Origin of the sequence: Micromonospora sp. NPDC051300 (genome assembly GCF_044455315.1) — a bacterium.
GTDB classification, from domain to species: Bacteria; Actinomycetota; Actinomycetes; order Mycobacteriales; family Micromonosporaceae; genus Micromonospora; species Micromonospora robiginosa.
This window is the reverse complement of the sequence record NZ_JBITEP010000001.1, coordinates 388663-413904: the sequence shown is the minus strand read 5'-3', so window position 1 is coordinate 413904 and position 25242 is coordinate 388663. Positions and strand designations below refer to the sequence as shown.

The following is a 25242-nucleotide window of genomic DNA, read 5'->3' as shown; positions in this document are numbered from 1 at the left end:
GTTGTCCCTGATTCCGCCCGGACGCACCGGTAAGGCTTCCGTAACCGGCCGGGCCGGTGACCGCCCGGCCCGGCCCCGGCAGACTCGACACATGCCGATGCGTCTCCTGCGCCCCGCTGACCTGGGTCGCCGTCGCCGTCCTCGCGCTCGGCGCGGCGACCGCGCTCTACTGGTTCCAGCCCTGGAAGCTGGTCACCGACACCGAGGTGCACGAGGAGTTGGCGGCGGTGCCGTCCGTCACCGCGCCGGCCCCGTCGCCGTCGGCCGCGCCCGCCTCGACCGCGCCCGCCTCGACGCCGGCCGGCCCGGTGCTGCTCGCCGGCGGCGAGTTCGTCAGCCACGAGCACGACACCCGCGGCGCCGCCCGGATCGTCCGCACCGCCGACGGGCGGCACCGGCTGGAACTGGTCGGGCTGGACACCTCGAACGGTCCGGATCTTCAGGTCTGGCTGACCGACCAGCCGGTTCGGACCGGGCCGTCCGGGTGGCACGTGTTCGACGACGGCCGGCATGTGGCGCTCGGCGCGCTCAAGGGCAACCGGGGCGATCAGGCGTACGCGATTCCCGCCGGCACCGATCTCGCCGGCCTGACCAGCGTCTCGATCTGGTGCGAGCGGTTCGCCGTCTCGTTCGGCGCGGCGGCGCTGGCGCCCGCCGGCTGAGCGGCCGGCGACACCCGGTCGACCGGCCGGTGGCCGCGAGGTGGAGTGGCGCTCTCGACCGATCGCCGGTGGGCTGCGAAACTGTGTGCCGGCCGGCGAGTTGGGGGTTCGATGAGCAACGGGTGGATCCTGCCCGAGGATGTGCTGCGGGATGCGCCGTCGTACGCGCCCAGACCCACTGAGCTGGCCGATCTCGAGTTGTTGCTGACCGGGGCGTACGCGCCGTTGACCGGTTTCATGACCCGGGCGGACCTGGCGGCGCTCGGCCGGCGTGGTCGGCTCGCCGACGGCACGCCGTGGCCGGTGCCGGTGACCCTCCAGGTGCCGGCGGCGCTCGCCGACGGCCTGGAGCCGGCCGACCCGGCCCGCCGGGCGCTGGTGCTCACCGACGGCGAGGGCGCCCCGGTGGCGGCGATGGACGTGACCGACGTCTGGCCGGCGCGCGAGGGCACGGCGGGCGTGGGCGGCGCGGTCCGCCGGCTGGGCGACGGCGGCCACGGTCCGTTCCAGCGGCTGCGACGCAGCCCGGACGAGGTGCGCGGGCTGCTGCCGCCGGGCCGGGTGCTCGGCGTGTTCGCCGACCGCCCGCTGCACCGCCCGCAGTTGGCCCAGATCGCGCACGCGGCCCGCACGCTCGGCGCGCACCTGCTGGTGCTGATCCCGGTGGGCGAGGAGTCGACAGGCGGCCTGCCGGCCGAGGCGCTGGTGCGCAGCGTGTTCGCCGCACGCGACCGGATGCCCCCGGCGACGCTCGTGGCGGTGCCGCTGGCCCGCCGGTCCGACGAGATCAGCGACGCGTTGCTGCGGGCGCGGGTCGCCGCCGCCTACGGCGTGAGCCACCTGCTCTCCACCGAGGGCATGCTCTCCGGCGCGGGCCTGCGGGTGCTGGTGCCCCGGGAGCTGGCCTACGACAACCGGGACGGCCAGTGGCGCTGGCGCGAGGACATCCCGCCGCGCAACCGCCGGTTGGCGCTCAGCCAGGACGAGATCGACGACCTGCTCGACCGGGGCTTCCCGCTGCCCGAGTGGCACACCCCGCCGGCGGTGGCCCGAGAGCTGGCGCGGGCCCGCCCGCCCCGGCGGCACCGCGGTCTGGTGATCTTCCTGACCGGGCTGTCCGGCTCCGGCAAGTCGACGATCGCCCGGGGTCTCGCGGACGCGCTGCGGGAGCAGGGTGACCGGAGCATCACGCTGCTCGACGGTGACGTGGTGCGGCGGGAGCTCTCCGCCGGGCTGGGCTTCAGCAAGGCCGACCGCGATCTCAACGTGCGCCGGATCGGCTGGGTGGCGGCCGAGATCGCCCGGCACCGGGGCGTCGGCATCTGCTGCCCGATCGCGCCGTACGCGGCGGCGCGGGCGACCGCCCGGGAGATGGCCCAGGCGGCCGGGGCGGGCTTCCTGCTGGTGCACGTGGCGACCCCGCTGGCGGTCTGCGAGCAGCGCGACCGCAAGGGCCTCTACGCCCGCGCCCGGGCCGGCCTGATCACCGGCATGACCGGCATCGACGACCCGTACGAGGAGCCCACCGACGCCGATCTAATGGTGGACACCTCGGACCTGACCGTCGACGAGGCGGTCCAGCGGGTGATGGAGCACCTCGGCGAGACCGGTTGGGTGGAGCCCCGCCTCCAGCCGGCCTGACCTTTCTCGTCGCCGACCCGTCGGCGTCGTCGTCCCACCTCGCGTCCCCTTCTCCTGCGCGGTAGTGTTCGTCTTTGTTGGAACACGTTCGACCGCGTTCGCTCGGTCGGTGACGCTCGGGAGGCGACGCGGGATGCTGGCGCGACAGCGGCAGACGGCCATCCTGGACCGGGTCCGCGCCGCCGGTGGGGTGCGGGTCACCGAGCTGGCCGCCGAGTTCGGCGTGTCCGACATGACCATCCGGCGGGACCTGGAGACGCTGCACGAGCAGGGGCTGCTGGCCAAGGTGCACGGCGGGGCGACGCTGGCCGGGCCCGGCTCGACCGACGAACCCGGCTTCCGGGCCAAGTCCGTCCGCCAGTCCGCCGAGAAGGCGGCCATCGCCGCGCACGCCGCGGGTCTGGTCCGTCCCGGCGCGGCGATCGCGCTCTCCGCCGGCACCACCACCGCCGAGCTGGCCCGCCGCCTGGTCGACGTGCCCGCCCTCACGGTGGTCACCAACTCGCTGCCGGTGGCCGAGATCCTGCACGTCGGCGGACGCCCGGACCAGACCGTGGTGCTCACCGGCGGGGTCCGCACCCCGTCCGACGCGCTTGTCGGTCCGCTGGCCGTGGCCGCCGTCGCCGCGCTCCACCTCGACCTGCTCTTCCTCGGCGTGCACGGGATCAGCGAGCGGGCCGGGTTCACCACGCCCAACCTGATGGAGGCGGACACGAACCGGGCGCTGGTGGCGGCCGCCGACGCGCTCGTGGTGCTCGCCGACCACACCAAGTGGGGCACGGTCGGCATCTCGTCGATCGTCGGCCTGGAGGCCGCGGACGTGCTGGTCACCGACGACCGGTTGGCACCCGACGCACGGCGGGTACTCGAGGACAGGGTGGGCGAGCTGGTGACGGTGCCGGCGACGAAGGGGGCGGAGTGAAGCGTACGCAGATCGAGTTGGCCGACGGCCGCGAGCTGATCTACTTCGACGAGCGGGACGACGCGGTGCGGGACCAGCCGGACCGGCGGGACCTGCCCCCGCCGCCACCCGCCTCGCAACTGCGGTACGACCCGCTCACCGACGAGTGGGTGGCGGTGGCGGTGCACCGGCAGACCCGCACCTTCCTGCCCCCGGCCGACCAGTGCCCGCTCTGCCCGTCCCGGGGCGACCGGCACAGCGAGATCCCCGCGCCGGACTACGACGTGGTGGTCTTCGAGAACCGGTTCCCGTCGCTGAGCCAACGCCCGGCCGACGAGCCGGCCGAGATCACGCCGTTCACCCCGGTACGCCCCGGGCTCGGCCGCTGCGAGGTGGTCTGCTTCACCGACGACCACAACGCCTCGTTCGCCCGGCTCTCCCCGCTGCGGGTGCGGACCGTGCTGGACGCGCTCGCCGACCGCACCACCGCGCTGAGCGAGCTGCCCGGCGTGGAGCAGGTGTTCCCGTTCGAGAACCGGGGGGTGGAGATCGGGGTGACGCTGCACCACCCGCACGGCCAGATCTACGCGTACCCGTTCGTCACGCCGCGGACCCGGAGCCTGCTGGCCGCCGCCCGGCGGCACGCCGAGCGCACCGGGGGCAACCTCTACGCCGACGTGCTGGCCGCCGAGCGGGCGGCCGGCGACCGGGTGGTGGCGAGCAACGAGCACTGGACCGCGTACGTGCCGGCGGCGGCCCGCTGGCCGTTCGAGGTGCACGTGGCGCCGCACCGCCCGGTGCCGGACATCCCGGCGCTCGACGACGCCGAGCGGGACGCCTTCGGTCCGCTCTACCTGGACCTGCTGCGCCGCTTCGACGGGCTGTTCGACATGCCGATGCCCTACATCGCGGCCTGGCACCAGGCGCCGGTGCGCGTCGACCGCGAGCTGGGTCACCTGCACCTGCAGTTGTTCACCGTCCGGCGGGCCAAGGACAAGCTGAAGTACCTGGCCGGTTCCGAGTCCGGGATGGGCGTGTTCATCAACGACATCGCCCCGGAGCGCGCCGCCGAACTGCTCCGCGCGGCGTGAAAGGCGGGGCCCCTTCTTAACGCCTGCGGTAGAGGCGGGGCCCCTTCTTAACGCGCGTCCCGCGCCCGGGAACAGCGCTTGTCCCCGCACCCCGGAAACAGGGCGCGGGGGCCCGGAGACCGGGCCCCCGCAGGGAAGGGACAGCTGGACGCCGACTGGCATCGCGTCCACCTGGCACAACGAGTCCGGCCGGGCCCGGGTGACGCCCGCCCCGGGACACGACGGAGCCCGCCGGCGCGTGCCGGCGGGCTCCGTGGTGGTCGAAGAGGATCAGGCCCCGAGCTTGCGGGCCAGGTTCTCGTCGAGCGCGTTCATGAACTCGTCGGTGGTCAGCCACGGGGCGTCCCGCGAGATGAGCAGCGCGAGGTCCTTGGTCATCTGGCCGCCCTCGACGGTCTCCACGATGACCTTCTCCAGCGTGTCGGCGAACTCGGTGACCGCCGGGGTGCCGTCCAGCTTGCCCCGGTGGGCCAGGCCCCGGGTCCAGGCGTAGATCGAGGCGATCGGGTTGGTCGAGGTCTTCTCGCCCTTCTGGTACTGCCGGTAGTGCCGGGTGACCGTGCCGTGCGCGGCCTCGGCCTCGACGGTGCGGCCGTCCGGGGAGAGCAGCACCGAGGTCATCAGGCCGAGCGAGCCGAAGCCCTGCGCGACGGTGTCGGACTGCACGTCACCGTCGTAGTTCTTGCAGGCCCAGACGTACCCGCCCTCCCACTTGAGCGCGGCGGCGACCATGTCGTCGATCAGCCGGTGCTCGTAGGTGAGGCCGGCGGCGTCGAACTCGGCCTTGAACTCGGCCTCGAACACCTCGGCGAAGATGTCCTTGAACCGGCCGTCGTACGCCTTGAGGATGGTGTTCTTGGTCGACATGTAGACCGGGTAGTTGCGGTCCAGGCCGTACCGGAACGAGGCACGGGCGAAGTCCCGGATCGACTCGTCGTAGTTGTACATGCCCATGGCGATGCCGCCGCCGGGGAAGTTGGCGACCTCCATCTCCATCGGCGCCGAGCCGTCGGTCGGGGTGTAGGTGATGGTGACCTTGCCCGGACCGGGGACGACGAAGTCGGTGGCCTTGTACTGGTCGCCGTGCGCGTGCCGGCCGATGATGATCGGCTTGGTCCAGCCGGGGACGAGCCGCGGCACGTTCGACATGATGATCGGCTCGCGGAAGACCACGCCGCCGAGGATGTTGCGGATGGTGCCGTTCGGCGACCGCCACATCTTCTTCAGGCCGAACTCCTCCACCCGGGCCTCGTCCGGGGTGATGGTGGCGCACTTGACGCCGACGCCGTGCTCCTTGATGGCGTTGGCGGCGTCGACGGTGACCTGGTCGTCGGTCTCGTCGCGGTACTGGATCGACAGGTCGTAGTAGTGCAGGTCGACGTCGAGGTAGGGCAGGATCAGCTGCTCCCGGATCTGCTTCCAGATGATCCGGGTCATCTCGTCGCCGTCGATTTCCACGACCGGGTTGTTTACCTTGATCTTCGCCATCGGCCGGCGCTCCTCTCGGGGGACACGTGCTCAAGCAGTACGAGCGTACTGGAAACCGACCGGGGTGCCCCAGCCGGCCTCGCGGTGGCATCCTTCCCGGATGCCGTCGACGCACACGCTCGGGTCTATCACGATCACCGCGCTGGTCGACAGCACGGCCGTTACGCGCCGCCGGCCGGCTCCGGGTGGTCGAGAACCCACCCCGGGCCCGCCGCACCCGTCGAGCAGGTCCTCCGACCCCCTCCCCCCGCCTTCCCCGCCCGCCCCCGTTGATCATGAAGTTGGCGGCAGCTTCGGAGATCGAGAACGCCGCCAACTTCATGATCGACGCGGTGAGGGGCCGGGGACGGGGGACGCGGAAGGGCGGCCGGCGGGACGCCGGCCGCCCTTCCGCGGGTGGTGCTGGGGTGGGTCAGAGCGAGGAGATGTCGTTCTGCTTGGCGCGGACGGCCTCGGCGGCCTCCTTCAGGGCGGCCAGCTCGTCGGCGTCGAGGTCGGTCTCGACGACCCGCTTCACGCCCTGGGCGCCGATCTCGGCCTCCACGCCGAGGTAGACGCCGGAGATGCCGTACTCGCCGTCGACCCAGGCGCAGACCGGCATGACGTCGCCGGAGTCCTCGGCCACGGCCTTCGCCATCCGCGCGGCGGCGGCGGACGGGGCGTAGTACGCCGAGCCGGTCTTGAGCAGCGCGACGACCTCGGCGCCACCGTTGCGGGTCTTGACGACCAGCTCCTCGATCTGCTCGGCCGGCATGACGTCGCGCAGCGGCTTGCCGTTCACGGTGCTCTTCGACGGCACCGGGACCATGGTGTCGCCGTGCGAGCCGAGGGTCAGGGTCCGCACCGACTTCACCGGTACGCTCAGCGCCTCGGCGACGAAGTTGGTGAACCGGGCGGTGTCCAGCATGCCGGCCTGGCCGAGCACCCGGTTCTTCGGGAACTGGGTGGCGAGCTGGGCCAGCGCGGTCATCTCGTCGAGCGGGTTCGACACCACGATGACGACGGCGTTCGGGGCGTACTTGGCGACGTTCTCGGAGACCTGGCGCACGATCTTGGCGTTGGTCTCCAGCAGGTCCATCCGGCTCATCCCCGGCTTGCGGGGCAGGCCGGCGGTGATGACGACGACGTCCGAGCCCTCGATGGCCTCGTAGCCCTCGCCGTTCGGGCCGGTGGTGACGCCGACGATCGTGGTCTCGAAGCCCTCGACCGGCCGCGACTGGTTGAGGTCCAGCGCGAGACCCGCCGGCTTGCCCTCCACGATGTCGGTGATGACGACGGTGTCGAAGACGTCGTACTCGGCCAGACGCTGTGCGGTGGTGGAGCCGTAGAAGCCGGCCCCGACGACAGTGACCTTCTTACCCATGGTCGTCCCACTCCCTGATACCAGTCGGTTTCCCGGACCGTATCAGCCATCCTGGCACCGAACGGGCGAGGGGCGGACGGTTATGACCTGTCTGGGTGGTCAGCTGTCCCGTTCGGCCCGCTCGACCACGTTGGTCAGCAGCATGGCCCGGGTCATCGGACCGACGCCGCCCGGCATCGGCACGATCCGGCCGGCCACCTCGGCCACCTCCGGGTCGACGTCGCCGGTGTAGCGGCCCTTGCCGTCGTCGCCGATCACCCGGGTGATGCCGACGTCCACCACCGTCGCGCCGGGGGCGACCATGTCGGCGGTGAGCAGCCCGGGCACCCCGGCGGCGACGATCACCACCTCGGCGGCCCGGGTGTGCGAGGCGAGGTCCAGGGTGCCGGTGTGGCAGAGCGTGACGGTGGCGTTCTCGCTGCGCCGGGTGAGCAGCAGGCCGAGCGGCCGGCCGACCGTGTTGCCCCGGCCGACGACGGCGACGTTCGCGCCGCGCAGTGGCACGTCGTGCCGGCGCAGCAGCTCGACGATGCCGCGCGGGGTGCAGGGCAGCGGGGCGTCGTAGCCGAGCACCAGCCGACCCAGGTTGACCGGGTGCAGGCCGTCGGCGTCCTTGTCCGGGTCGATGGACTCCAGCGCCCGCTGGGTGTCCAGGTGGGCCGGGAGCGGGAGCTGGACGATGTAGCCGTGGCAGGCCGGGTCGGCGTTCAGCTCGGCCAGCGCCGCGTCCAGCCGCTCCTGGCTCGCGTCGGCGGGCAGCGCCACCCGCAGCGAGGCGATGCCGACCTCGGCGCAGTCGCGGTGCTTGCCGTTGACGTACGCCTGGGAGCCGGGGTCCTCCCCGACCAGGACCGTGCCGAGGCCGGGGGTGATGCCCCGCTCGGCGAGCGCCTTGACCCGCGCCCGCAGCTCGTCCTTGATCTCCGCCGCCGTGGCCTTGCCGTCCAGGATCGTCGCCGTCACCAGGTGATCGTCTCACGTCCGGGAGGCGGGACCGCGACGCCCGCCGACATCGCGTCGACGCGTGGCCTTCGTCACTCAGAGTCACGGGACATCCCTCGAAACGGAACATTCGGGCACGATGAGTCACCACTCCGTTACCCAACCGTTGTCGACCCGCCGCATCGCGACCTACCGTTACGGCTCGTTGCGCAGCGTCACCCAGCGCCGGGCCGACCGCGCAGCGTGAGGAGATGAGGAGACTCCATGCGTGTTCGTAGGCTCGCGGCCTGGACCGCGCTCCCGCTCGCGGTGACCCTGGGCCTGGCGGCCTGCGGCTCGGGCGGCGGCAGCGGCGGCGCAAGCGACCCCGACGCGGCCGTGCGGATCGAGATCGCCGAGCCGCAGCACCTGGTGCCGACCAACACCAACGAGACGAGTGGCTCGCAGGTGCTGTCGGCCCTGTTCAGCCCGCTCGTCGACTACGACGAGGCGAACAAGCCGCACGAGGTGGCGGCGGACTCGGTGACGTCGTCGGACAACAAGGTCTGGACGGTCAAGCTGAAGCCCGGCTACACCTTCCACAACGGCGAGAAGGTCACCGCCGACAACTACGTCGACGCCTGGAACTACGGCGCGTACGCGCCGAACGGCCAGAACTCCAGCTACTTCTTCGAGAAGATCGCCGGCTACGACGACCTGCAGGGCGAGACGCCGAAGGCGAAGACGCTCAGCGGCCTGAAGAAGGTCGACGACCTGACCTTCACCGTGACGCTCACCGAGCCGTACGTGGACTTCAAGACGATGCTCGGCTACACCGCCTTCTACCCGCTGCCCAAGGCGGCGTTCTCCGCGCCGGGCGTGCTGGCCGAGGGCTTCGAGCAGGCGCCGATCGGCCAGGGCCCGTTCAAGATGAAGGGGAGCTGGCAGCACGACGCCAAGGTCGAGGTGGAGAAGTACGACGCGTTCCCGGGCCAGCAGCCCAAGGTGGGCGGCGTCGAGTTCCGGATCTACCAGCAGCCGACCGCCGCGTACGCGGACGTGCTGTCGGACAACCTCGACGTGATCAAGACGATCCCGACCGAGAACCTGTCGACCGCCGCCACCGACCTCGGCGACCGGTTCCAGCAGAGCCCAGCCTCGTCGCTCCAGGTGCTGGCGTTCCCGACGTTCCAGAAGGAGTTCAGCAAGCCCGAGGTGCGCAAGGCCATCTCGATGGCGATCGACCGGGACGAGATCACCAAGTCGATCTTCAAGGACTCGCAGCAGCCGGCCCGCTCGTTCGTCTCGCCGGTGGTCGCCGGCTACCGGGAGAACACCATCGGCGCCGCCGGCTCGTTCGACCCGGCCAAGGCCAAGTCCATGTACGAGGCCGCGGGCGGCCCGAAGAAGATCGAGCTGTCCTACAACGGCGACGGCGGCCACAAGGACTGGATCGACGCCACCTGCAACCAGCTCAAGACCAATCTGGGCGTGGAGTGCGTCGGCACCGCCGAGCCGAAGTTCGCGGACCTGCTGACCAAGCTCAAGCAGAAGCAGTCGGTCGGCCTGTTCCGGATGGGCTGGGTGATGGACTACCCGTCGATGGAGAACTACCTCGGCCCGCTGTACAGCACCAACGGCTCGTCGAACTACTACGGCTACAGCAACCCGGAGTTCGACAAGCTGCTCGCCGAGGGCGCCCGCGCGGCGACCCAGGACGAGGCGGTCAAGAAGTACCAGGCCGCGGAGGACCTGCTGGCGCAGGACATGCCGGTGATCCCGCTGCGGTTCGGGCAGAACAACTTCGGCCACTCGACCAAGGTCAAGAACGTCCACGTGGACCTCTTCGACCGGGTGGACCTGCTGAAGATCGAACGCGCCTGACCTGACCGACCCACGGGCCGGGCCACCCCCACCGGGTGGCCCGGCCCTGGCATTGGCCCGCATTTGGCCCGTTTTCGGCACACTGGCCAGCATGCTCCGGTTCATCCTGCGGCGACTGCTCCAGATGGTCCTCGCCTTCTTCGGGACCACGCTGATCGTCTACGCGTTGATGTTCGCCGGGCAGGGCGACCCGATCCAGGCGCTCGCCGGGGAACGACCTGTCACCGCGGCGCAACGCGCCTACCTCACCGAGAAGTACCACCTGGACGCGACAGGAATCGGCGGCTTCTTCTACCGCTACCTCAACTACCTGGGCGGCCTGCTCCGGGGCGACCTCGGCCAGTCGCTGACCGGCCGGCAGATCGGCGACATCCTCGCCGCCGCCTGGCCGGTCACCGTCAAGCTCGCCCTGATCGCGATGGCCGTGACCATCCTGGTCGGGGTCACCGCCGGGGTGATCGCCGGAATCCGGCGCGCCGGCGTCTTCGACCACTCGACGCTCGTCCTCACGCTGCTGGTGCTCGGCATCCCGACCATCGTGCTGGCCCCGCTCGCCCAGTACTTCCTCGGCGTACGCTGGCCGATCTTCCCGCCCACCGCGGGCGCGCAACCGTCGCTCTGGGCGCTGCTGCTGCCCGGCATCGTGCTCGGCTCGCTGTCGCTGGCCACCGCGCTGCGGCTGACCCGGACGTCGGTGTCGGAGAACCTGCGCGCCGACTACGTGCGGACCGCCCGCGCGAAGGGCCTGGTGCGACGCCGCATCGTCGGCGTGCACGTGCTACGCAACTCGCTCATCCCGGTGGTCACCTTCCTCGGCGTCGAACTCGGCAACCTGATGAGCGGCGCGATCATCACCGAGGGCGTGTTCAACATCCCCGGCGTCGGCTTCAACCTGTTCCGCGGCATCCGCACCGAGGACGGCCCGCTGGTGGTCGGCATCGTCAGCGTGCTCGTCGTGGTCTACCTGCTGTCCAACCTGGTGGTGGACGTGCTCTACGCCGTACTCGACCCGAGGATCAGATATGAGTGACTTCGAGACGGTCGCCGCGACCGAGGACCAGTCGGCGCGGCGGGGCGTCTCCGGCGAGCCGGGCACCCCGGACCGGGCCGGCGAGCCGGGCCGGCCGCGCAGCCTGGCCGGCGACGCCTGGCGCGACCTGCGCCGCAATCCGGTCTTCTGGCTGAGCCTGCTGCTGGTCGTGCTGGTCGCCGCGATGGCCGTCGCCCCCGGGCTGTTCACGTCCAACGACCCGCGCGACTGCGTGCTCTCCCGGCAACACGCCGGGCCGTCCGGCGGGGCCATCTTCGGGTACGACTTCCAGGGCTGCGACACGTTCGCCCGGGCGGTCTACGGCGCGCGCGCCTCGCTGCTGGTGGGCGCGCTCTCGGCGCTGATCACCGGCGCGATCGCGCTCCTGGTCGGGATGCTGGCCGGCTTCTTCGGCGGCTGGGTGGACGCGGTGCTCTCCCGGGTGATCGACATCGTGCTCGGCATCCCGCTGCTACTGGCCGCGATCGTGCTGCTCAAGCGGGTCAGCACCAGCGGCGAGACGGTACGCCTGTTCGCGGTCATCCTGGTGCTGGCGCTGCTCGGCTGGACCACCGCGGCCCGGGTGGTGCGCTCCTCGGTGATCACCGCCCGGGAGCAGGACTACGTGGCCGCCGCACGGATGCTCGGCGCCGGCAACGGCCGGATCATGTGGCGGCACATCCTGCCGAACGCCCTGGCCCCGGCGATCGTGGTGCTCACCATCGCGCTCGGGTCGTTCATCGCGGCCGAGGCCACGCTGAGCTTCCTCGGCATCGGCCTGAAGGCCCCCACCATCTCCTGGGGCATCGACATCGACGCGGGCCGGGTGCACATGCGCGAGTCGGCGACGCCGCTGATCGTCCCGTCGACCTTCCTCGCGCTGACCGTGCTCGCCTTCATCATGCTCGGCGACGCGATCCGCGACGCCTTCGACCCGAAGCTGCGGTGAGACCCATGCCGACACCCGCCACCCCCACCCCGCCCGACGGGCACCTGCTGGAGATACGGGACCTGCACGTCGAGTTCCGCACCGGCGAGGGCGTGGCCCGGGTGATCAACGGGGTGAGCTACCACCTGGACGCCGGCGAGACGCTCGCCGTGCTCGGCGAGTCCGGCTCCGGCAAGTCGGTCACCGCCCAGGCGATCATGGGCATCCTGGACACCCCGCCCGCGCACGTCCGCTCCGGCGAGATCCGCTACCAGGGGCGAGACCTGCTCAGGCTCGGCGAGGAGGAGCGCCGGCGGATCCGCGGCGCGGAGATCGCGATGATCTTCCAGGACGCGCTGTCCGCGTTGAACCCGGTCTTCCCGGTCGGCTGGCAGATCGGCGAGTCGCTGCGCGAGCGGGCCGGGATGTCCCGGGCCGACGCGCGCCGGCGCACCGTCGAGCTGATGGACCTGGTCCGGATCCCGGCCGCGGCGAAGCGGCTCGGCGACTACCCGCACCAGTTCTCCGGCGGGATGCGGCAACGCGTCATGATCGCCATGGCGCTGGCGCTGGACCCGAAGGTGCTGATCGCCGACGAGCCCACCACGGCGCTCGACGTCACCGTGCAGGCGCAGATCATGGACCTCCTGGCCGACCTGCGCCGGGACCTCGGCATGGCGCTGATCCTGATCACCCACGACCTGGGCGTGGTGGCCGGCGTGGCGGACCGGATCGCGGTCATGTACGCCGGCCGCATCATCGAGCACGCCGACGTGCGCCCGCTCTACCGCGCGCCCGCGCACCCGTACACCAAGGGGTTGTTGGAGTCGATTCCCCGGCTCGACGTGCGCGGCCAGGCGTTGTCGACCATCCGGGGGCTGCCGCCGAACCTGATGCGGATCCCGTCCGGCTGCCCGTTCCACCCCCGCTGTCCGTACGCGCGGCAGGTCTGCGTCGACGAGGTGCCGCACGACCTGGTCCTCGGTGACGGCCGGACCAGCGCGTGCCACTTCGCGCAGGAGGTCCACGATGACCGCGCAGGCTGACTCCACAAAGGTCCGGGGCGAGACCGTCCTCGCCGTCGACGACCTGGTCAAGCACTTCCCGATCACCCAGGGGGTGCTGTTCAAGCGACAGATCGGCGCGGTGCGGGCGGTCGACGGGGTGAGCTTCGAGCTGCGCCGCGGCGAGACGCTCGGCGTGGTCGGCGAGTCCGGCTGCGGCAAGTCCACGCTGGCCCGGCTGCTCATGCGGCTGGAGACGCCGACCTCCGGCCGGGCCACGCTGGAGGGGCGCGACCTGTTCCGGGCTTCCGGTGCGGAACTGCGCCGGCTGCGGCGGAACATGCAGATGGTGATGCAGGACCCGTACACCTCGCTCAACCCGCGGATGACCGTCGGCGACATCGTCGGCGAGCCGTTCGTGATCCACCCCGACGCCGCGCCGAAGGGCAGCCGCCGGCAGCGGGTTCGGGAACTGCTGGACGTGGTCGGACTCAACCCGGAGCACATCAACCGCTATCCGCACCAGTTCTCCGGCGGCCAACGGCAGCGCATCGGCATCGCCCGGGCGCTGGCGCTGCGGCCCGAGATCATCGTCTGCGACGAGCCGGTGTCCGCGCTGGACGTCTCCATCCAGGCCCAGGTGATCAACCTGTTGGAGCAGCTCCAGGACGAGTTCGGGCTCTCCTACATCTTCATCGCGCACGACCTGTCGGTGGTCCGGCACATCTGCGACCGGGTCGCGGTGATGTACCTGGGCCGGATCGTGGAGATCGGCACCGAGGAGCAGATCTACCAGCGCGCCACCCACCCGTACACCCAGGCGCTGCTCTCCGCGGTGCCGGTGCCCGACCCGGAGGCCCGCGACCGGCGGACCGTCATCCGGCTCAGCGGCGACGTGCCCAGCCCGGCCGACCCGCCGTCCGGCTGCCGGTTCCGCACCCGGTGCTGGAAGGCGGAGGAGGTGTGCGCCGTCCAGGACCCGCAGACCGTGCCCCGGGCGGCCGACCCGCACCCGTCGGCCTGCCACTTCGCCGAGGTACGCACGGACGTCTGAGGCCCCGTCCCCCGGAGGAAGTGGGGACGAGGCCTCTCCAGACGCGGACGGGGTACGTGAGGCGCGCCCCCGTGGGTGACGACGGCCCGCGACGGAACCGCCGGGTCGACGCGGCGGGCTCCGGTGCGGCTCAGGCGGTGGGCGGCGCCCGCGCGGCACGTACGCCGCGCGGCGGCAGCGGCGGGGCCGGCGACCGGTGCGCGGGCGCGGACCGCGCCGACACGACCGGGCCGGCCACACTCGGGGGCGCGGCCGGGAGCGGCTCGTCCGGCCCGTCGCCGTAGGCGAGGCCACCGCGCCGGTCGCCCCACCACCCGCGAGACAGCTCCGCGCAGGGCCGTCGCGGGTACGCCCCGACCGCTACGACCGGCTCCGACCCGGACCGGCACCCGGAGTCGGGTACGGGCGGCGCCGCGACCCGGTCCGCTCCCGTCTCCGGCGGCGCGCCAGGCGCGGTGACCCGGTCCGCCGCGGTCTCCGGCGGCGCGCCAGGCGCGGTGACCCGGTCCGCCGCGGTCTCCGGGGGCGCGGCGGCGCTCGGCTGGACGGCGAGCGGTGCGGCGGCGGGCGGGCCGACGAGCGCGGCCAGGACGAACGCCAGCGTGACGACGACGGTGGTCGACCGGTCGCGCACGCGCATGGCACACCTGCCGGGAGGCTCACGAACAGTGGAGACGGTCGATCGACCGTCGCCGGGCACACGCTAGCAACCGGCCACGGCGGCCGGCAACGGCGACCCGACGGACGCCGGAACGGCAGGCCCACCCGGGTCCGGGTGCCGCCTTGGCCGCCGGGGACCACCGACCCCGGGCGTGTCGGGGCCGGCGACGTTGAAGCGGGGAAAGCGGTATACCTCAGAGGCATAATTATGCCTCTGAGGTATACCGCTCAAATCCGACTGTTCCTTTTGAGGGGCTCACGCACGGTAACCGGCGGTGCGGCGCGGCGCGCGGAACCGGCCTAGTGGAAGAAGTGCCGGGTGCCGGTGAGGTACATGGTCACGCCGGCCTCCTTGCAGGCCGCGATGGTCTCCTCGTCGCGAATCGAGCCACCGGGCTGCACGATCGCCCGGACGCCGGCGTCGATGAGGATCTGCGGGCCGTCGGCGAACGGGAAGAACGCGTCCGAGGCACAGACCGAGCCGCGGGCCCGCTCGTCGCCGGCCCGGCTGACCGCCAACCGCGCCGAGTCGACGCGGTTGACCTGGCCCATCCCGACGCCGACCGTGGCGCCGTCACGGGCCAGCAGGATCGCGTTGCTCTTCACCGCGCGTACCGCCCGCCAGGCGAACGCGAGGTCGCGCAGCATCGCCTCGTCGGCCGGGTCGCCGGTGGCGAGCGTCCAGCCGGCCGGGTCGTCTCCGGGCGCGTCGACCGCGTCCCGCGCCTGCACCAGCACGCCGCCGGTGACCTGCCGCCACTCCGCCGGCCGCGGCGCGAACGCGGGCGCCCGCAGCAGCCGGATGTTCTTCTTGGCCCGCAGCAGTTCCAACGCGCCGTCGTCGAAGCCCGGCGCCACCAGCACCTCGGTGAAGATCTCCGCCACCTGACCGGCCAGTTCCACGCTGACCGGCCGGTTCACCGCGATCACCCCGCCGAACGCGGAGACCGGGTCGCAGGCGTGCGCCTTGCGGTGCGCCTCGGCCACGTCCGCGCCGATCGCGATGCCGCACGGGTTGGCGTGCTTGATGACCGCCACCGCCGGCTGGTCCGGGAAGTCGTGTGCGGCCCGCCAGGCGGCGTCCGCGTCGACGTAGTTGTTGTAGGACATCTCCTTGCCGTGCAACTGCTCGGCCTGGGCCAGCCCGGCCGGCGCGCCCGGGTCGGTGTAGAGCGCCGCCGCCTGGTGCGGGTTCTCGCCGTAGCGCAGCACCGCCTGGCGGCGCAGCGCCAGGCCGGCGAACTCCGGCCAGCCGTCCTCGGCCGGAGCGACGGTGGAGGCGAACCAGTCGGCCACCGCCACGTCGTAGTCGGCGATGTCGGCGAACGCCCGGGCCGCGAGCGCGCGCCGCCGGGCCAGCGTGAAGCCGCCGTCGGCGAGCGCGGCCACCACCGCCGGGTACGCGGCCGGGTCGGTCACCACCGCCACCGAGGCGTGGTTCTTCGCGGCCGCCCGCACCATCGCCGGCCCGCCGATGTCGATCTGCTCGACGCACTCGTCCTGGTCGGCGCCGGAGGCGACCGTGGCCTGGAACGGGTAGAGGTTGGAGACCAGCAGGTCGATGCCGCCGATGCCGTGCTCGTCGAGCTGGGCGGCGTGCGCGTCCTTGCGGAGGTCGGCCAGGAGACCACCGTGGATCTTCGGGTGCAGCGTCTTCACCCGGCCGTCGAGGATCTCCGGGAAGCCGGTGACCTGCTCGACCGGGGTGACCGGCACCCCGGCGCCGGCGATCGTCGAGGCGGTGCTGCCGGTCGACACGATCTCCACGCCGGCCTCGTGCAGGGCCTGGGCCAGCTCGACCAGGCCGGCCTTGTCGTAGACGCTGACCAGCGCGCGCCGGATCGGGCGGCGTCCTTCCCCAGTGGTGCTCACGGAATGCTGACCTTTCTGCCGGTGATCGTCCAACCTTCACGGACCAGGCGGCCGACCTGCTCGACGAGCTGGCGCCGCTCGGCGGACTTGATGCGCTCGGTGAGCGTCTCCACGTCGTCGTCGTCGCGCACCGGAACGGCGACCTGGGCGACGATCGGGCCGGTGTCCATCCCGGCGTCGACGAAGAACAGCGTGGCTCCGGTGACCTTCACGCCGTAGGCCAGCGCGTCGCGGGGGCCGTGGATGCCGGGGAACGCCGGCAGCAGCGTGTTGTGCGTGTTGAGGTAGCGGTCGCCGAACGAGGCCAGGAACTCCGGACCGACCAGCTTGAGGAACCCCGCGCTGACCACCAGGTCGGGCCGGTGCTCGGCGACCCGGGCGGTGAGCGCCTTGTCCCAGTCGCCACGGGTCGGGTGGTCCTTGACGCGCTCGACGAAGGACGGCACGCCGGCGGCGGCGGCCCGGTCCAGGCCGGCGATCCCGTCCCGGTCGGCGCCCACGGCCACCACCCGGGCCCCGTAGCCGGGGTCGGCGGCGGCGTCCAGCAGCGCCTGGAGGTTGCTCCCGGAACCGGAGACGAGGACGACGAGGCGGGCGACGGACGCGGGCTCGGTCACGCGGCAACCCTATCGGGCAGGGCGGCCGGTCCGGCCGTCGGGCGGCGGCTTGTCGGATGATCTCCCGGGTGGCGGCGTCGCGGTACGCTGCCGGTCGCCCGGTGTCCGGCCCACGGCCGACCCGCTTCCGAAGAGAACCCGGCACGTCGCCCGTGCCGCCGGACCGAGGAGTCACCCCCATGCAGCCCGGTTACCCCCAGCAGCCGCCGCAGCAGATCGACAACAACATGACGATGTCGATCGTCGCGATCTTCCTGTTCTGGCCGCTCGCGATCCCGGCGATCATCAACGCTTCCAAGGTCAACCCGCTGATCCAGCAGGGCGACTACGCCGGCGCCCAGGCCGCCGCCGCCGAGTCCAAGAAGTGGTCCAAGTGGGCCCTGATCGTCGGCGTGGTCTGGATCGCCATCATTGTGGTGTGTTGCCTGTTCGGTGGCCTGGCGAGTCTCGTCGGCGGCAGCACCGGCACGAACTGACCGACAGCCGACCCAATCTGAGGAGTTCCCTGACATGCAGCCCGGTTACCCCGGACAGGACCCGTACGGCCAGCAGCCGAACCAGGACCCGACCGCCCAGCCGCACGACCCGTACGGCCAGCCGCCGCAGGCCCCGCAGTACGGCCAGCAGCCGGAATACGGGCAGCAGCCGCAGTACGGGCAGCAGCCGACCTCCGGCCAGCCCTACGGCCAGCCCACCTCCGGCCAGCCCTACGGCCAGGACCCGTACGCGCAGCAGCAGCCCTACGGTGCCGCGCCGCAGTACCCGGCCGCCGGATACCCGACCGGCCCGGCCGCGGGTCAGGGCCAGAACAACACCATGGGCCTGATCGGCATGATCGTCGGCATCGCGTCGATCGTGCTCGGCCTGTGCTGCCCGCTGCTGGGCGTCCCGGCCGGCATCGCCGGCGTGGTGCTCGGCGTCCTCGGCCAGAAGAAGGTCCAGGCCGGCGAGGCCAGCAACGGCGGCCAGGCCAAGGCCGCCCTGATCTGCGGTGGGGTCGGCGTGGTCGTCGGCATCATCAGCGCCATCGCCGGCGCCGCGATCAACATGGGCAACTTCGGTTCCTGAGCGGTGCCCACGAGGGGCGTCCGGCGATTCGCCGGACGCCCCTCGCGCGTCTCCGGCGTGCTGTCGCCCACGGCCACGGCGGAAGCGCCGAACGAGGTCAGCCCCGGGCCGCGTCAGCGCGGAGCAGGGTCGGCGCGGGGCGGGGTGACACGCGGCGGAGTGGACGGGCGGCCCGGGGTGACGCGCGGCGGGGCGGACGGGCGGCCCGGCGCGGCCGGCCTGGTCAGGGTGCGGGTGGCGGCGGCGCCGAGCATCGCGCCGACCCCGACCACGAGCGTGGCCACGCCGAACACCGGCCAGGGCGACGGACCGACCTCGGCCAGCCGGCCACCGCCGAGCGGGCCGCCGGAGGCCGCCGCGACCAGCCCCAGCAACGCGCCGGCGACCGGCCCGGCGAGGACGGCCGGGACCAGGAGCGCCCGCCAGCCGACCTCGACGCGTTCCTCGGCCGCGGCGCGCAGCAACCGGCGGGCGAGCAGCCAGCCGGCCGCCATCGCGACAAGCACCGGCACCGCGAGCAGCCCGGCACCGAGCCCGTCCACCGGGCCGCGCGGCAGGCCGGCCAGCAGGGGTACGGCCGGCAGCGCGCCGACCGACACCTCGCTGGTGCGAACCGCGGTGTCGGTGCCGACGGCGAACCCGGGACCGAGCAGGTAACTGGCGGACCAGGCGGTCGCGTTCGGCGCGTAGGCGAGGCTGACCAGCGTGATCCCCGCCTGCCCGGCCACCCCGGTCCGGTACGCCCCGATCATGTCGGCCGCGTCCCCGCCGCCGGTCGCCACCGACAGCCCGGCCGCACCGGCGCTCGCCCCGAACAGCAGCAGCGCGGCGACCAGCCCGGCACGCAGCCCGTCGCGCACGGGCGCGGGGCAGCGCCTCGCCAGCATCGCCCAGACCCCTGTGGTGCGCAGCGCGCCGACCAGGGCGGCCGGGGCGCCGAACGCGGCGAACGTGAGCGCGGCGGTGACCGGGGAGACCCGCAGGCCGCCGACGCTGACGGCCAGCGCGGCGAGCGCGCCGAGCAGCGCGTACGCGATGCCGACCGCGACCGCGACGGTGAGCGCCTGGCGGGGCGAGCCGGCGCCGCGGGCGCCCACGGCGCGGCTGACGTGCACCCCGGCGCGGGTGAGCCGCCAGACGACGAGCGCGCTCAGGGCGAGCGGGGCTAGGCCGAGCGGCCCGGCGGCGGTCTGTAACGGCACCCCGTGCCCGAGCAGCCAGCCGGCGAGCCCCGCGCGCAACGCGCCGGCGAGCGAGCCGGCGTCCTCGCTGAGCTGGGCGAGGCCGAGCACCACGGTGACCGGCAGCCAGGAGGTCACCGCGGCCCAGAGCGCGGCCACCCCGGCGGCGACGGGAAGCGGGGCCCGGTTGCGGGACGGCTCGCCGGCCCGGGGCGTGGGCACCCGCGCGGCGGGGCGGGCACGGCCGCGCGGCCGGGCGCCGGCGGTCGGGCCGGCGGCCGCGCGGCGGGGCTGGTCAGGGGTGACACGTGGCATCGCCGTCTACTCTGGCACGCCGCGCTGAGGACGGCAGTCCGATACCGGGCCGCGGCGGTGGCGAGTTCGCCGAACCCGAGGATCGGCGCCGGTGATCCGGTCTAGCCTCGGCTTGAGGCGCGACCTTTCCTGTCGCGGCACCGACCGCTCGGAGGAAGCCGTGAACGCTCCGTACCCGCCGCCCCCGCCGCCACCGGCCGCCGGCCGGGACCGGACCACGCTCTGGGGCGTCCTCGGCATCGTGTTCGGCCTGTTCTGCTGCGGCATCCTGGGCATCGTCTTCGGCTGGTTGTCGATCCGGGACGCGCGGCGCAACGGCAAGTCCCAGCTGCTCGGCTGGCTGGCCATCGCGTTCGGCGTGATCAACATCATCGCCAGCGCCGTCGTGCGGGCGCGCGGCAGCTACTACTACCCGTACTGGTACCGCTGAGCGACGAGGGGGCCGACCGGAGAACCGGTCGACCCCCTCGGCACGTCACGCGGCCGCTCAGCGACCGGACATGATCTCCCGCATCAGCTCGGCGGTCTCGGTCGGGGTCTTGCCGACCTTGACGCCGACCGCCTCCAGCGCCGCCTTCTTGGCGTCGGCGGTGCCCGCCGAACCGGAGATGATCGCGCCGGCGTGCCCCATGGTCTTGCCGGGCGGGGCGGTGAAGCCGGCGATGTAGCCGACGACCGGCTTGGTGACGTTGGCCTTGATGAACTCGGCCGCACGCTCCTCGGCGTCGCCGCCGATCTCACCGATCATCACGATGGCCTCGGTCTCCGGGTCCGCCTCGAACGCGGCGAGCGCGTCGATGTGGGTGGTCCCGATGATCGGGTCGCCGCCGATGCCGACGCAGGTGGAGAAGCCGATGTCGCGCAGCTCGTACATCATCTGGTAGGTCAGCGTGCCGCTCTTGCTGACCAGGCCGATCCGGCCGGCGCCGGTGATGTCGGCCGGGATGATGCCGGCGTTCGACGCGCCCGGCGAGGCGATGCCCGGGCAGTTGGGGCCGATGATCCGGGTCCGCTCGCCCTTGGACACGTTGTACGCCCAGAACGCGGCGGTGTCGTGCACCGGCACGCCCTCGGTGATCACCACGGCCAGGTCGATGCCGGCGTCGATCGCCTCGACCACCGCGGCCTTGGTGAACTGCGGCGGCACGAAGATGACCGTGACGTCCGCCCCGGTCTCCTTCATCGCGTCCGCGACGGAGGCGAAGACGGGCAGCTCGGTGCCGTCGAAGTCGACTGTGGTGCCGGCCTTGCGCGGGTTCACGCCGCCGACGACCGTGGTGCCGGCGGCGAGCATCCGCCGGGTGTGCTTGGAACCCTCGGAACCGGTCATGCCCTGCACGATGACCTTGGAGTCCTTGGTCAGCCAGATAGCCATTGTCAGACCCCCGCAGCTGCCAGCTCGGCGGCCCGCTCGGCCGCGCCGTCCATGGTGTCGACCCGCTGGATGAGCGGGTTGGCCGCGCCGTCGAGGATGGCCCGACCGGCCTCGGCGTTGTTGCCGTCGAGGCGGACCACGAGCGGCTTGGTGGCCTTCTCGCCGCGCTGCTCCAGCAGCGCCAGCGCCTGCACGATGCCGTTGGCGACCGCGTCGCAGGCGGTGATGCCGCCGAAGACGTTGACGAAGACGCTCTTCACCGACGGGTCGGAGAGGACGATCTCCAGGCCGTTCGCCATCACCTCGGCGCTCGCGCCGCCGCCGATGTCGAGGAAGTTGGCCGGCTTGACGCCGCCGTGCCGCTCGCCCGCGTACGCGACCACGTCGAGCGTGGACATGACCAGGCCGGCGCCGTTGCCGATGATGCCGACCTCGCCGTCGAGCTTGACGTAGTTGAGGTCCTTCTCCTTGGCGGCCTGCTCCAGCGGGTCCACCGACGCCTGGTCGACCAGGGCCTCGTGGTCCGGGTGCCGGAACGCGGCGTTCTCGTCCAGGGTGATCTTGGCGTCCAGGAGCAGCAGCTTGCCGTCCTTGGTGGTGGCCAGCGGGTTCACCTCGACCAGGGTGGCGTCCTCGGCGACGAACGCCTGCCACAGCCCGACCGCGACCTCGACGATCTGGTCGGCGACCTCGGCCGGGAAGCCGGCCGCGTCGACGATCTCGCGCGCCTTGGCCTCGTCCACGCCGGTGTTGGCGTCGATCGGGGCCTTGACGACCTTCTCCGGGGTCTCGGCGGCGACCGCCTCGATGTCCATGCCGCCGGCGACGCTGGCGATGCAGAGGAAGGTGCGGTTCGCCCGGTCGAGCAGGTACGAGAAGTAGTACTCCTCGGCCACGTCCGCGGTCACCGTGATCATGACCTTGTGGACGGTGTGACCCTTGATGTCCATGCCGAGGATGTCGGTGGCGCGGGCCACCGTCTCCTCCGCGCCCTCGGCCAGCTTCACGCCGCCGGCCTTGCCGCGGCCACCGACCTTCACCTGCGCCTTGACGACCACCCGGCCGCCGAGGCGTTCGGCGATCGCGCGGGCCTCCTCCGGGGTAGTGGCGACGCCGCCGGCGAGCACGGGCAAGCCGTGCCGCTCGAACAGGTCCCGCCCCTGGTACTCGTACAGGTCCACGATTGCGCGTCCCGTCCCGTCTCCGCGGCGCGCCGTCGCGCCGCCACCAGCGTTGGAAAAATCAGTTTGACGCCTGTCTTCAGAACAGACAGGCCATTTGCCGCAGCCTAACGAGATGGGAACCGGCGGCAACCGAGCGGGTGCGTGGTGTGCGGTAATGCACAGCCGTCGACGGAACCGCGCGTGCCGGCACGTCCGGGCCGGGGTCGCGCGTCAGCCGTCCGGGGGATCTCCGGACCGGGGCGTAACCCCCCGTCGGGGGCGTCGTTGAGTCTGATGTCGGAGCGCTGGTCAAGCGCGATGACGGGAGCGGCCGATGCCCTGTCGGTCGAGGGGTGGCGGCGGGGCATCGTGCATAGAGGGGCCGGGCGTGTGAGGGGTGCGTCCGGCCCCTCCCCCTGCCCGCGATCGGCCTCCGGCGGCGCTCAGCCGACCGGCTGCGCCACGTTCTCCCGGACCCAGTCGACGATCGAGCCGGTGGTGGCGCCCGGGGTGAAGATCTTCGCGACGCCGAGCCGCTGCAGCTCCGGGATGTCGCCCTCGGGGATGATGCCGCCGCCGAAGACCACGATGTCGGTCGCCTCGCGCTCGGTGAGCAGTTCGAGGACCCGCTTGAACAGGGTCATGTGCGCGCCGGAGAGCACCGAGAGGCCGACCGCGTCCGCGTCCTCCTGGATCGCCGTCTCGACGATCTGCTCCGGGGTCTGGTGCAGGCCGGTGTAGATGACCTCCATGCCCGCGTCGCGCAGGGCACGGGCGACGACCTTCGCGCCCCGGTCGTGGCCGTCCAGGCCGGGCTTCGCGACGACGACCCGGATACGAGAGCTCATTCGCGTACACCTTTCACCGGCACCGGCACTCCTGACCTGAACGAACGGTAACCCGGGCGGACGGTGGGCCGGAAGCCGGCCCGGCCCCTACCGCCCGATCGCGCGCGCCGGAAGCCGGAAACCTCCGCCGAATGGTCACCGTCCGCGACGAATGGACGGTCGACGGGCCATCCGTCCGGGGGCACGACCTATGACAAGCTCGGACGGAAACGGACATAAAGAATCGCCGGTTCGGCGCTTCGGCTTGTGACAGGAGTGGCGGTTGGCTAACGTGTCCACGGTTGTCATCGAGTCCACGGACGGGTGACGACGCGACACCGGAGGTTCGACCGAGCTTCACCGAACGGTCCGAGGTCGCATCGGATCCCCGACAACGGAGGGTGTGCGTGCGCCAGCGCCTGTCGTCTGAGCCCGATAGATATCGCGGCCGTCGCCGCGTACCCACCCCCCCGCGGAGCCGCTACGCGGCGGTCGTCACCACCGCCTTCGTCGGCGCCGGCATCGTCGCCCTCGGCGCGAACGCCCTCCCCGACGCCAAGAGCGTCAGCCCCTCGGTCCTCGACGAGCTCCGGCAGGCCTCGGTCGCCAGCCAGGACGCCGCCGACCGGGCGAGCACCGGCGACCGCGCCACCCGTGACGAGCGGTCGGGCGACGAGACCGCCGCCACCCAGCAGGACCCCTGGCTCCTCCCCCTGCACGGCTACGACTTCAAGTCGCCCTACGGCGTGCGCTTCGGCAAGCTGCACACCGGCGTCGACCTGGTCGCCCCGGAGGGCACGCCCTACCAGGCCATCCACTCCGGCACGGTCACCAAGGCCGGCTGGTTCGGCGGCTACGGCTACGCGGTGGTCGTCAAGCACGCCGACGGCAGCGAGGCCATCTACGGCCACTCCTCGGCGGTGACGGTCAAGGAGGGCCAGGAGGTGAAGGCCGGCGACCAGCTCGGCCTGGTCGGCAACACCGGCCACTCCTACGGCTCCCACCTGCACCTCGAGGTGCATGTCAACGGCCAGCCGCTGGACCCGGTGCCGTGGCTCCAGGACCGCGGAGTGGACATCAAGCTCGAAACCGAGGCACTTTACAGCGACGTAGCCGCCTCCTGACGCTGCGCACCGCCCGATGACCGCCCGGATCATGCGATCCGGGCGGTTTCGCGTCCGGGCAAGTCTGGCGCGTCACACCGACGGATGTGAGCGCCCACACATCACCTCGTGATCGACTCTTGTCGGGAACCGCCCACCCGACGCGTAGCCGGACAGTCGCCAGCGCGGCCCACGCCCGGGCCGCGAACCCGCCACCCGCCGAGGCCGGGACCGACACCAGTATTTCCAGATCCCGCGTGCCCCTCGACCGGTGAAGGATCTCGTGCAGCACAGCAGCCCCGTCCCGAACGGCAACACCCCGGACCACGCCCCCGCCCGGCACCGCCGCACCGGCCGCCGGCGTACCGCGTACCTGGTGACCGGCGCGGTCGCCCTGCTCGGCCTCGGCCTCGGCGGCGTCGTGGTCGCCACCGGCGACGACCCGGCCCCCACCCCGGCCGCGGTGGACTTCGACGCGCGGGCGCGCGCCGACGCCGCCGCCCGCGCCGACCGGTCGGCCCGTGAGTCGGTCAGCCCGGTCACCCCGTCCGCCACCCCGGCCAGCCCGACGCCGAGCCCCGGCGCTACCAGCCCCAAGCCCCGGAAGACGGCGAAGCCGAAGCCGACGAAGAAGCAGGCCGCGCCGAAGCCGAGCTGGGTCATCCCGATGAAGGGCGCCGACATCACCTCCTGCTACGGGCAGCGGTGGGGCACCCTGCACGCCGGCATCGACTTCGCCATGCCCGCCGGCACCCCGATCCGGGCCGCCGCGGCCGGCACCGTGGTCAAGGCCGGTGACGTGGGCGACGGCTACGGCAACTCCGTCTTCGTCGACCACCACAACGGCTACCTGACCCACTACGCCCACCAGAGCCGGCTCCTCGTCGACGTCGGCGACCGGGTGAAGGCCGGCCAGGTCATCGGCTACGAGGGCGCCACCGGCGACGCCACCGGACCGCACCTGCACTTCGAGGTGCACAAGGGCGCGATGTGGAACCAGATCGACCCGGCGCCGTTCCTGCGCGCCCGGGGCATCGACGTGGCCTGCTGACGGCCACGGCACGAGGAGGGGCCCGGCCCGGCGCGCTGCCGGA

The 25242-nt window shown here is 72.6% G+C and carries 24 protein-coding genes; 14 read left to right on the top strand and 10 right to left on the bottom strand.

From position 1 onward, the window contains the following. Window positions 1-56 precede the first annotated feature (56 nt). From ACIA5A_RS02060 to galT, 4 genes are all read left to right on the top strand, one after another. Window positions 57-662 (top strand): DM13 domain-containing protein, encoded by a 606-nt coding sequence (locus ACIA5A_RS02060; protein ID WP_396755471.1) that lies wholly within the window; start codon window positions 57-59, stop codon window positions 660-662. 111 nt (window positions 663-773) lie between these two features. After that, complete coding sequence (cysC, locus tag ACIA5A_RS02055; protein WP_396755469.1) at window positions 774-2303, top strand: adenylyl-sulfate kinase; 1530 nt, start codon at window positions 774-776, stop codon at window positions 2301-2303. Between the two features lie 133 nt (window positions 2304-2436). Further along, window positions 2437-3225 carry a DeoR/GlpR family DNA-binding transcription regulator gene (locus tag ACIA5A_RS02050; protein ID WP_396755467.1) on the top strand — a complete coding sequence of 263 codons (789 nt, stop codon included), beginning with the start codon at window positions 2437-2439 and terminating at the stop codon, window positions 3223-3225. Continuing rightward, window positions 3222-4295, top strand: coding sequence for a galactose-1-phosphate uridylyltransferase (galT, locus tag ACIA5A_RS02045; RefSeq protein ID WP_396755465.1), 1074 nt, complete (start codon window positions 3222-3224; stop codon window positions 4293-4295). The genes ACIA5A_RS02050 and galT overlap by 4 nt, the downstream gene beginning before the upstream one ends. A 270-nt stretch (window positions 4296-4565) precedes the next feature. Here galT and ACIA5A_RS02040 read toward each other — a convergent pair whose 3' ends face one another. From ACIA5A_RS02040 to ACIA5A_RS02030, 3 genes are all read right to left on the bottom strand, one after another. Next, on the bottom strand, window positions 4566-5783 hold the full coding sequence (locus ACIA5A_RS02040) for an NADP-dependent isocitrate dehydrogenase (RefSeq protein ID WP_396755463.1): 1218 nt from the start codon (window positions 5781-5783) through the stop codon (window positions 4566-4568). A gap of 412 nt (window positions 5784-6195) precedes the next feature. Further along, window positions 6196-7146: a malate dehydrogenase gene (mdh, locus tag ACIA5A_RS02035; protein ID WP_396755461.1), complete on the bottom strand. Its 951-nt coding sequence runs from the start codon at window positions 7144-7146 to the stop codon at window positions 6196-6198. 99 nt (window positions 7147-7245) lie between these two features. Continuing rightward, window positions 7246-8109 (bottom strand): bifunctional methylenetetrahydrofolate dehydrogenase/methenyltetrahydrofolate cyclohydrolase, encoded by an 864-nt coding sequence (locus tag ACIA5A_RS02030; RefSeq protein ID WP_396755459.1) that lies wholly within the window; start codon window positions 8107-8109, stop codon window positions 7246-7248. A gap of 243 nt (window positions 8110-8352) precedes the next feature. Here ACIA5A_RS02030 and ACIA5A_RS02025 point away from each other — a divergent pair, with 243 nt between their 5' ends. The 5 genes from ACIA5A_RS02025 (at window position 8353) to ACIA5A_RS02005 (ending at window position 13967) form a co-directional block, all read left to right on the top strand. Next, a complete protein-coding gene (locus ACIA5A_RS02025; RefSeq protein WP_396755457.1) occupies window positions 8353-9951 on the top strand; it encodes an ABC transporter substrate-binding protein in 1599 nt (532 codons plus the stop codon). A gap of 91 nt (window positions 9952-10042) precedes the next feature. Continuing rightward, complete coding sequence (locus ACIA5A_RS02020) at window positions 10043-10981, top strand: ABC transporter permease (protein ID WP_396755455.1); 939 nt, start codon at window positions 10043-10045, stop codon at window positions 10979-10981. Then, window positions 10974-11930 (top strand): ABC transporter permease, encoded by a 957-nt coding sequence (locus ACIA5A_RS02015; RefSeq protein ID WP_396755453.1) that lies wholly within the window; start codon window positions 10974-10976, stop codon window positions 11928-11930. Before ACIA5A_RS02020 ends, ACIA5A_RS02015 begins: the two co-directional genes overlap by 8 nt. A 5-nt stretch (window positions 11931-11935) precedes the next feature. Then, a complete protein-coding gene (locus ACIA5A_RS02010; RefSeq protein ID WP_396755451.1) occupies window positions 11936-12955 on the top strand; it encodes an ABC transporter ATP-binding protein in 1020 nt (339 codons plus the stop codon). Beyond that, on the top strand, window positions 12939-13967 hold the full coding sequence (locus tag ACIA5A_RS02005; RefSeq protein ID WP_396755449.1) for an ABC transporter ATP-binding protein: 1029 nt from the start codon (window positions 12939-12941) through the stop codon (window positions 13965-13967). Before ACIA5A_RS02010 ends, ACIA5A_RS02005 begins: the two co-directional genes overlap by 17 nt. 130 nt (window positions 13968-14097) lie before the next feature. Here ACIA5A_RS02005 and ACIA5A_RS02000 read toward each other — a convergent pair whose 3' ends face one another. From ACIA5A_RS02000 to purN, 3 genes are all read right to left on the bottom strand, one after another. Next, a complete protein-coding gene (locus ACIA5A_RS02000; RefSeq protein ID WP_396755447.1) occupies window positions 14098-14607 on the bottom strand; it encodes a hypothetical protein in 510 nt (169 codons plus the stop codon). Window positions 14608-14927: 320 nt separating this feature from the next. Next, window positions 14928-16499, bottom strand: coding sequence for a bifunctional phosphoribosylaminoimidazolecarboxamide formyltransferase/IMP cyclohydrolase (purH, locus tag ACIA5A_RS01995; protein WP_396755445.1), 1572 nt, complete (start codon window positions 16497-16499; stop codon window positions 14928-14930). Then, the gene (purN, locus tag ACIA5A_RS01990; protein ID WP_396755443.1) at window positions 16496-17116 is read right to left on the bottom strand and encodes a phosphoribosylglycinamide formyltransferase; all 621 of its coding nucleotides are present in this window, start codon (window positions 17114-17116) and stop codon (window positions 16496-16498) included. Before purN ends, purH begins: the two co-directional genes overlap by 4 nt. A 179-nt stretch (window positions 17117-17295) precedes the next feature. Between purN and ACIA5A_RS01985 the strand changes: the two genes are divergently transcribed. Beyond that, on the top strand, window positions 17296-17592 hold the full coding sequence (locus ACIA5A_RS01985; protein WP_396755441.1) for a CD225/dispanin family protein: 297 nt from the start codon (window positions 17296-17298) through the stop codon (window positions 17590-17592). 34 nt (window positions 17593-17626) lie between these two features. After that, window positions 17627-18184, top strand: coding sequence for a DUF4190 domain-containing protein (locus ACIA5A_RS01980; RefSeq protein WP_396755439.1), 558 nt, complete (start codon window positions 17627-17629; stop codon window positions 18182-18184). Window positions 18185-18297: 113 nt separating this feature from the next. On the opposite strand, the gene ACIA5A_RS01975 is transcribed toward ACIA5A_RS01980, so the two are convergent. After that, a complete protein-coding gene (locus ACIA5A_RS01975; RefSeq protein WP_396755437.1) occupies window positions 18298-19680 on the bottom strand; it encodes a DUF6350 family protein in 1383 nt (460 codons plus the stop codon). A gap of 160 nt (window positions 19681-19840) precedes the next feature. Here ACIA5A_RS01975 and ACIA5A_RS01970 point away from each other — a divergent pair, with 160 nt between their 5' ends. Next, window positions 19841-20110 carry a DUF4190 domain-containing protein gene (locus ACIA5A_RS01970; RefSeq protein ID WP_396755435.1) on the top strand — a complete coding sequence of 90 codons (270 nt, stop codon included), beginning with the start codon at window positions 19841-19843 and terminating at the stop codon, window positions 20108-20110. 57 nt (window positions 20111-20167) lie between these two features. Here the strand turns inward: ACIA5A_RS01970 and sucD are convergent, their stop codons facing one another. The 3 genes from sucD to ACIA5A_RS01955 form a co-directional block, all read right to left on the bottom strand. Beyond that, the gene (sucD, locus tag ACIA5A_RS01965; RefSeq protein ID WP_396755433.1) at window positions 20168-21055 is read right to left on the bottom strand and encodes a succinate--CoA ligase subunit alpha; all 888 of its coding nucleotides are present in this window, start codon (window positions 21053-21055) and stop codon (window positions 20168-20170) included. A gap of 2 nt (window positions 21056-21057) precedes the next feature. Continuing rightward, entirely contained in the window at window positions 21058-22236 is a 1179-nt protein-coding gene (gene sucC, locus ACIA5A_RS01960; RefSeq protein ID WP_396755431.1) for an ADP-forming succinate--CoA ligase subunit beta, read from the bottom strand. A gap of 425 nt (window positions 22237-22661) precedes the next feature. Beyond that, complete coding sequence (locus ACIA5A_RS01955; protein WP_181570240.1) at window positions 22662-23066, bottom strand: cobalamin B12-binding domain-containing protein; 405 nt, start codon at window positions 23064-23066, stop codon at window positions 22662-22664. Window positions 23067-23452: 386 nt separating this feature from the next. Between ACIA5A_RS01955 and ACIA5A_RS01950 the strand changes: the two genes are divergently transcribed. Together ACIA5A_RS01950 and ACIA5A_RS01945 are read left to right on the top strand one after the other, a co-directional pair. After that, window positions 23453-24169, top strand: coding sequence for a M23 family metallopeptidase (locus tag ACIA5A_RS01950; protein ID WP_396755429.1), 717 nt, complete (start codon window positions 23453-23455; stop codon window positions 24167-24169). 262 nt (window positions 24170-24431) lie between these two features. After that, entirely contained in the window at window positions 24432-25199 is a 768-nt protein-coding gene (locus ACIA5A_RS01945) for a M23 family metallopeptidase (protein WP_396755427.1), read from the top strand. Window positions 25200-25242: the final 43 nt, after the last annotated feature.

Bases quoted from the DNA above. Each gene is read 5' to 3' on its own strand.
- cysC (WP_396755469.1), top strand. From the start codon at position 774: ATGAGCAACGGGTGGATCCTGCCCGAGGATGTGCTGCGGGATGCGCCG.
- mdh (WP_396755461.1), bottom strand. From the start codon at position 7,146: ATGGGTAAGAAGGTCACTGTCGTCGGGGCCGGCTTCTACGGCTCCACC.
- ACIA5A_RS02000 (WP_396755447.1), bottom strand. From the start codon at position 14,607: ATGCGCGTGCGCGACCGGTCGACCACCGTCGTCGTCACGCTGGCGTTC.
- ACIA5A_RS02010 (WP_396755451.1), top strand. From the start codon at position 11,936: ATGCCGACACCCGCCACCCCCACCCCGCCCGACGGGCACCTGCTGGAG.
- ACIA5A_RS01980 (WP_396755439.1), top strand. From the start codon at position 17,627: ATGCAGCCCGGTTACCCCGGACAGGACCCGTACGGCCAGCAGCCGAAC.
- ACIA5A_RS02025 (WP_396755457.1), top strand. From the start codon at position 8,353: ATGCGTGTTCGTAGGCTCGCGGCCTGGACCGCGCTCCCGCTCGCGGTG.
- ACIA5A_RS02020 (WP_396755455.1), top strand. From the start codon at position 10,043: ATGCTCCGGTTCATCCTGCGGCGACTGCTCCAGATGGTCCTCGCCTTC.
- ACIA5A_RS02005 (WP_396755449.1), top strand. From the start codon at position 12,939: ATGACCGCGCAGGCTGACTCCACAAAGGTCCGGGGCGAGACCGTCCTC.
- ACIA5A_RS02040 (WP_396755463.1), bottom strand. From the start codon at position 5,783: ATGGCGAAGATCAAGGTAAACAACCCGGTCGTGGAAATCGACGGCGAC.
- ACIA5A_RS02050 (WP_396755467.1), top strand. From the start codon at position 2,437: ATGCTGGCGCGACAGCGGCAGACGGCCATCCTGGACCGGGTCCGCGCC.
- ACIA5A_RS01975 (WP_396755437.1), bottom strand. From the start codon at position 19,680: ATGCCACGTGTCACCCCTGACCAGCCCCGCCGCGCGGCCGCCGGCCCG.
- sucD (WP_396755433.1), bottom strand. From the start codon at position 21,055: ATGGCTATCTGGCTGACCAAGGACTCCAAGGTCATCGTGCAGGGCATG.
- ACIA5A_RS01955 (WP_181570240.1), bottom strand. From the start codon at position 23,066: ATGAGCTCTCGTATCCGGGTCGTCGTCGCGAAGCCCGGCCTGGACGGC.
- ACIA5A_RS02015 (WP_396755453.1), top strand. From the start codon at position 10,974: ATGAGTGACTTCGAGACGGTCGCCGCGACCGAGGACCAGTCGGCGCGG.
- ACIA5A_RS01985 (WP_396755441.1), top strand. From the start codon at position 17,296: ATGCAGCCCGGTTACCCCCAGCAGCCGCCGCAGCAGATCGACAACAAC.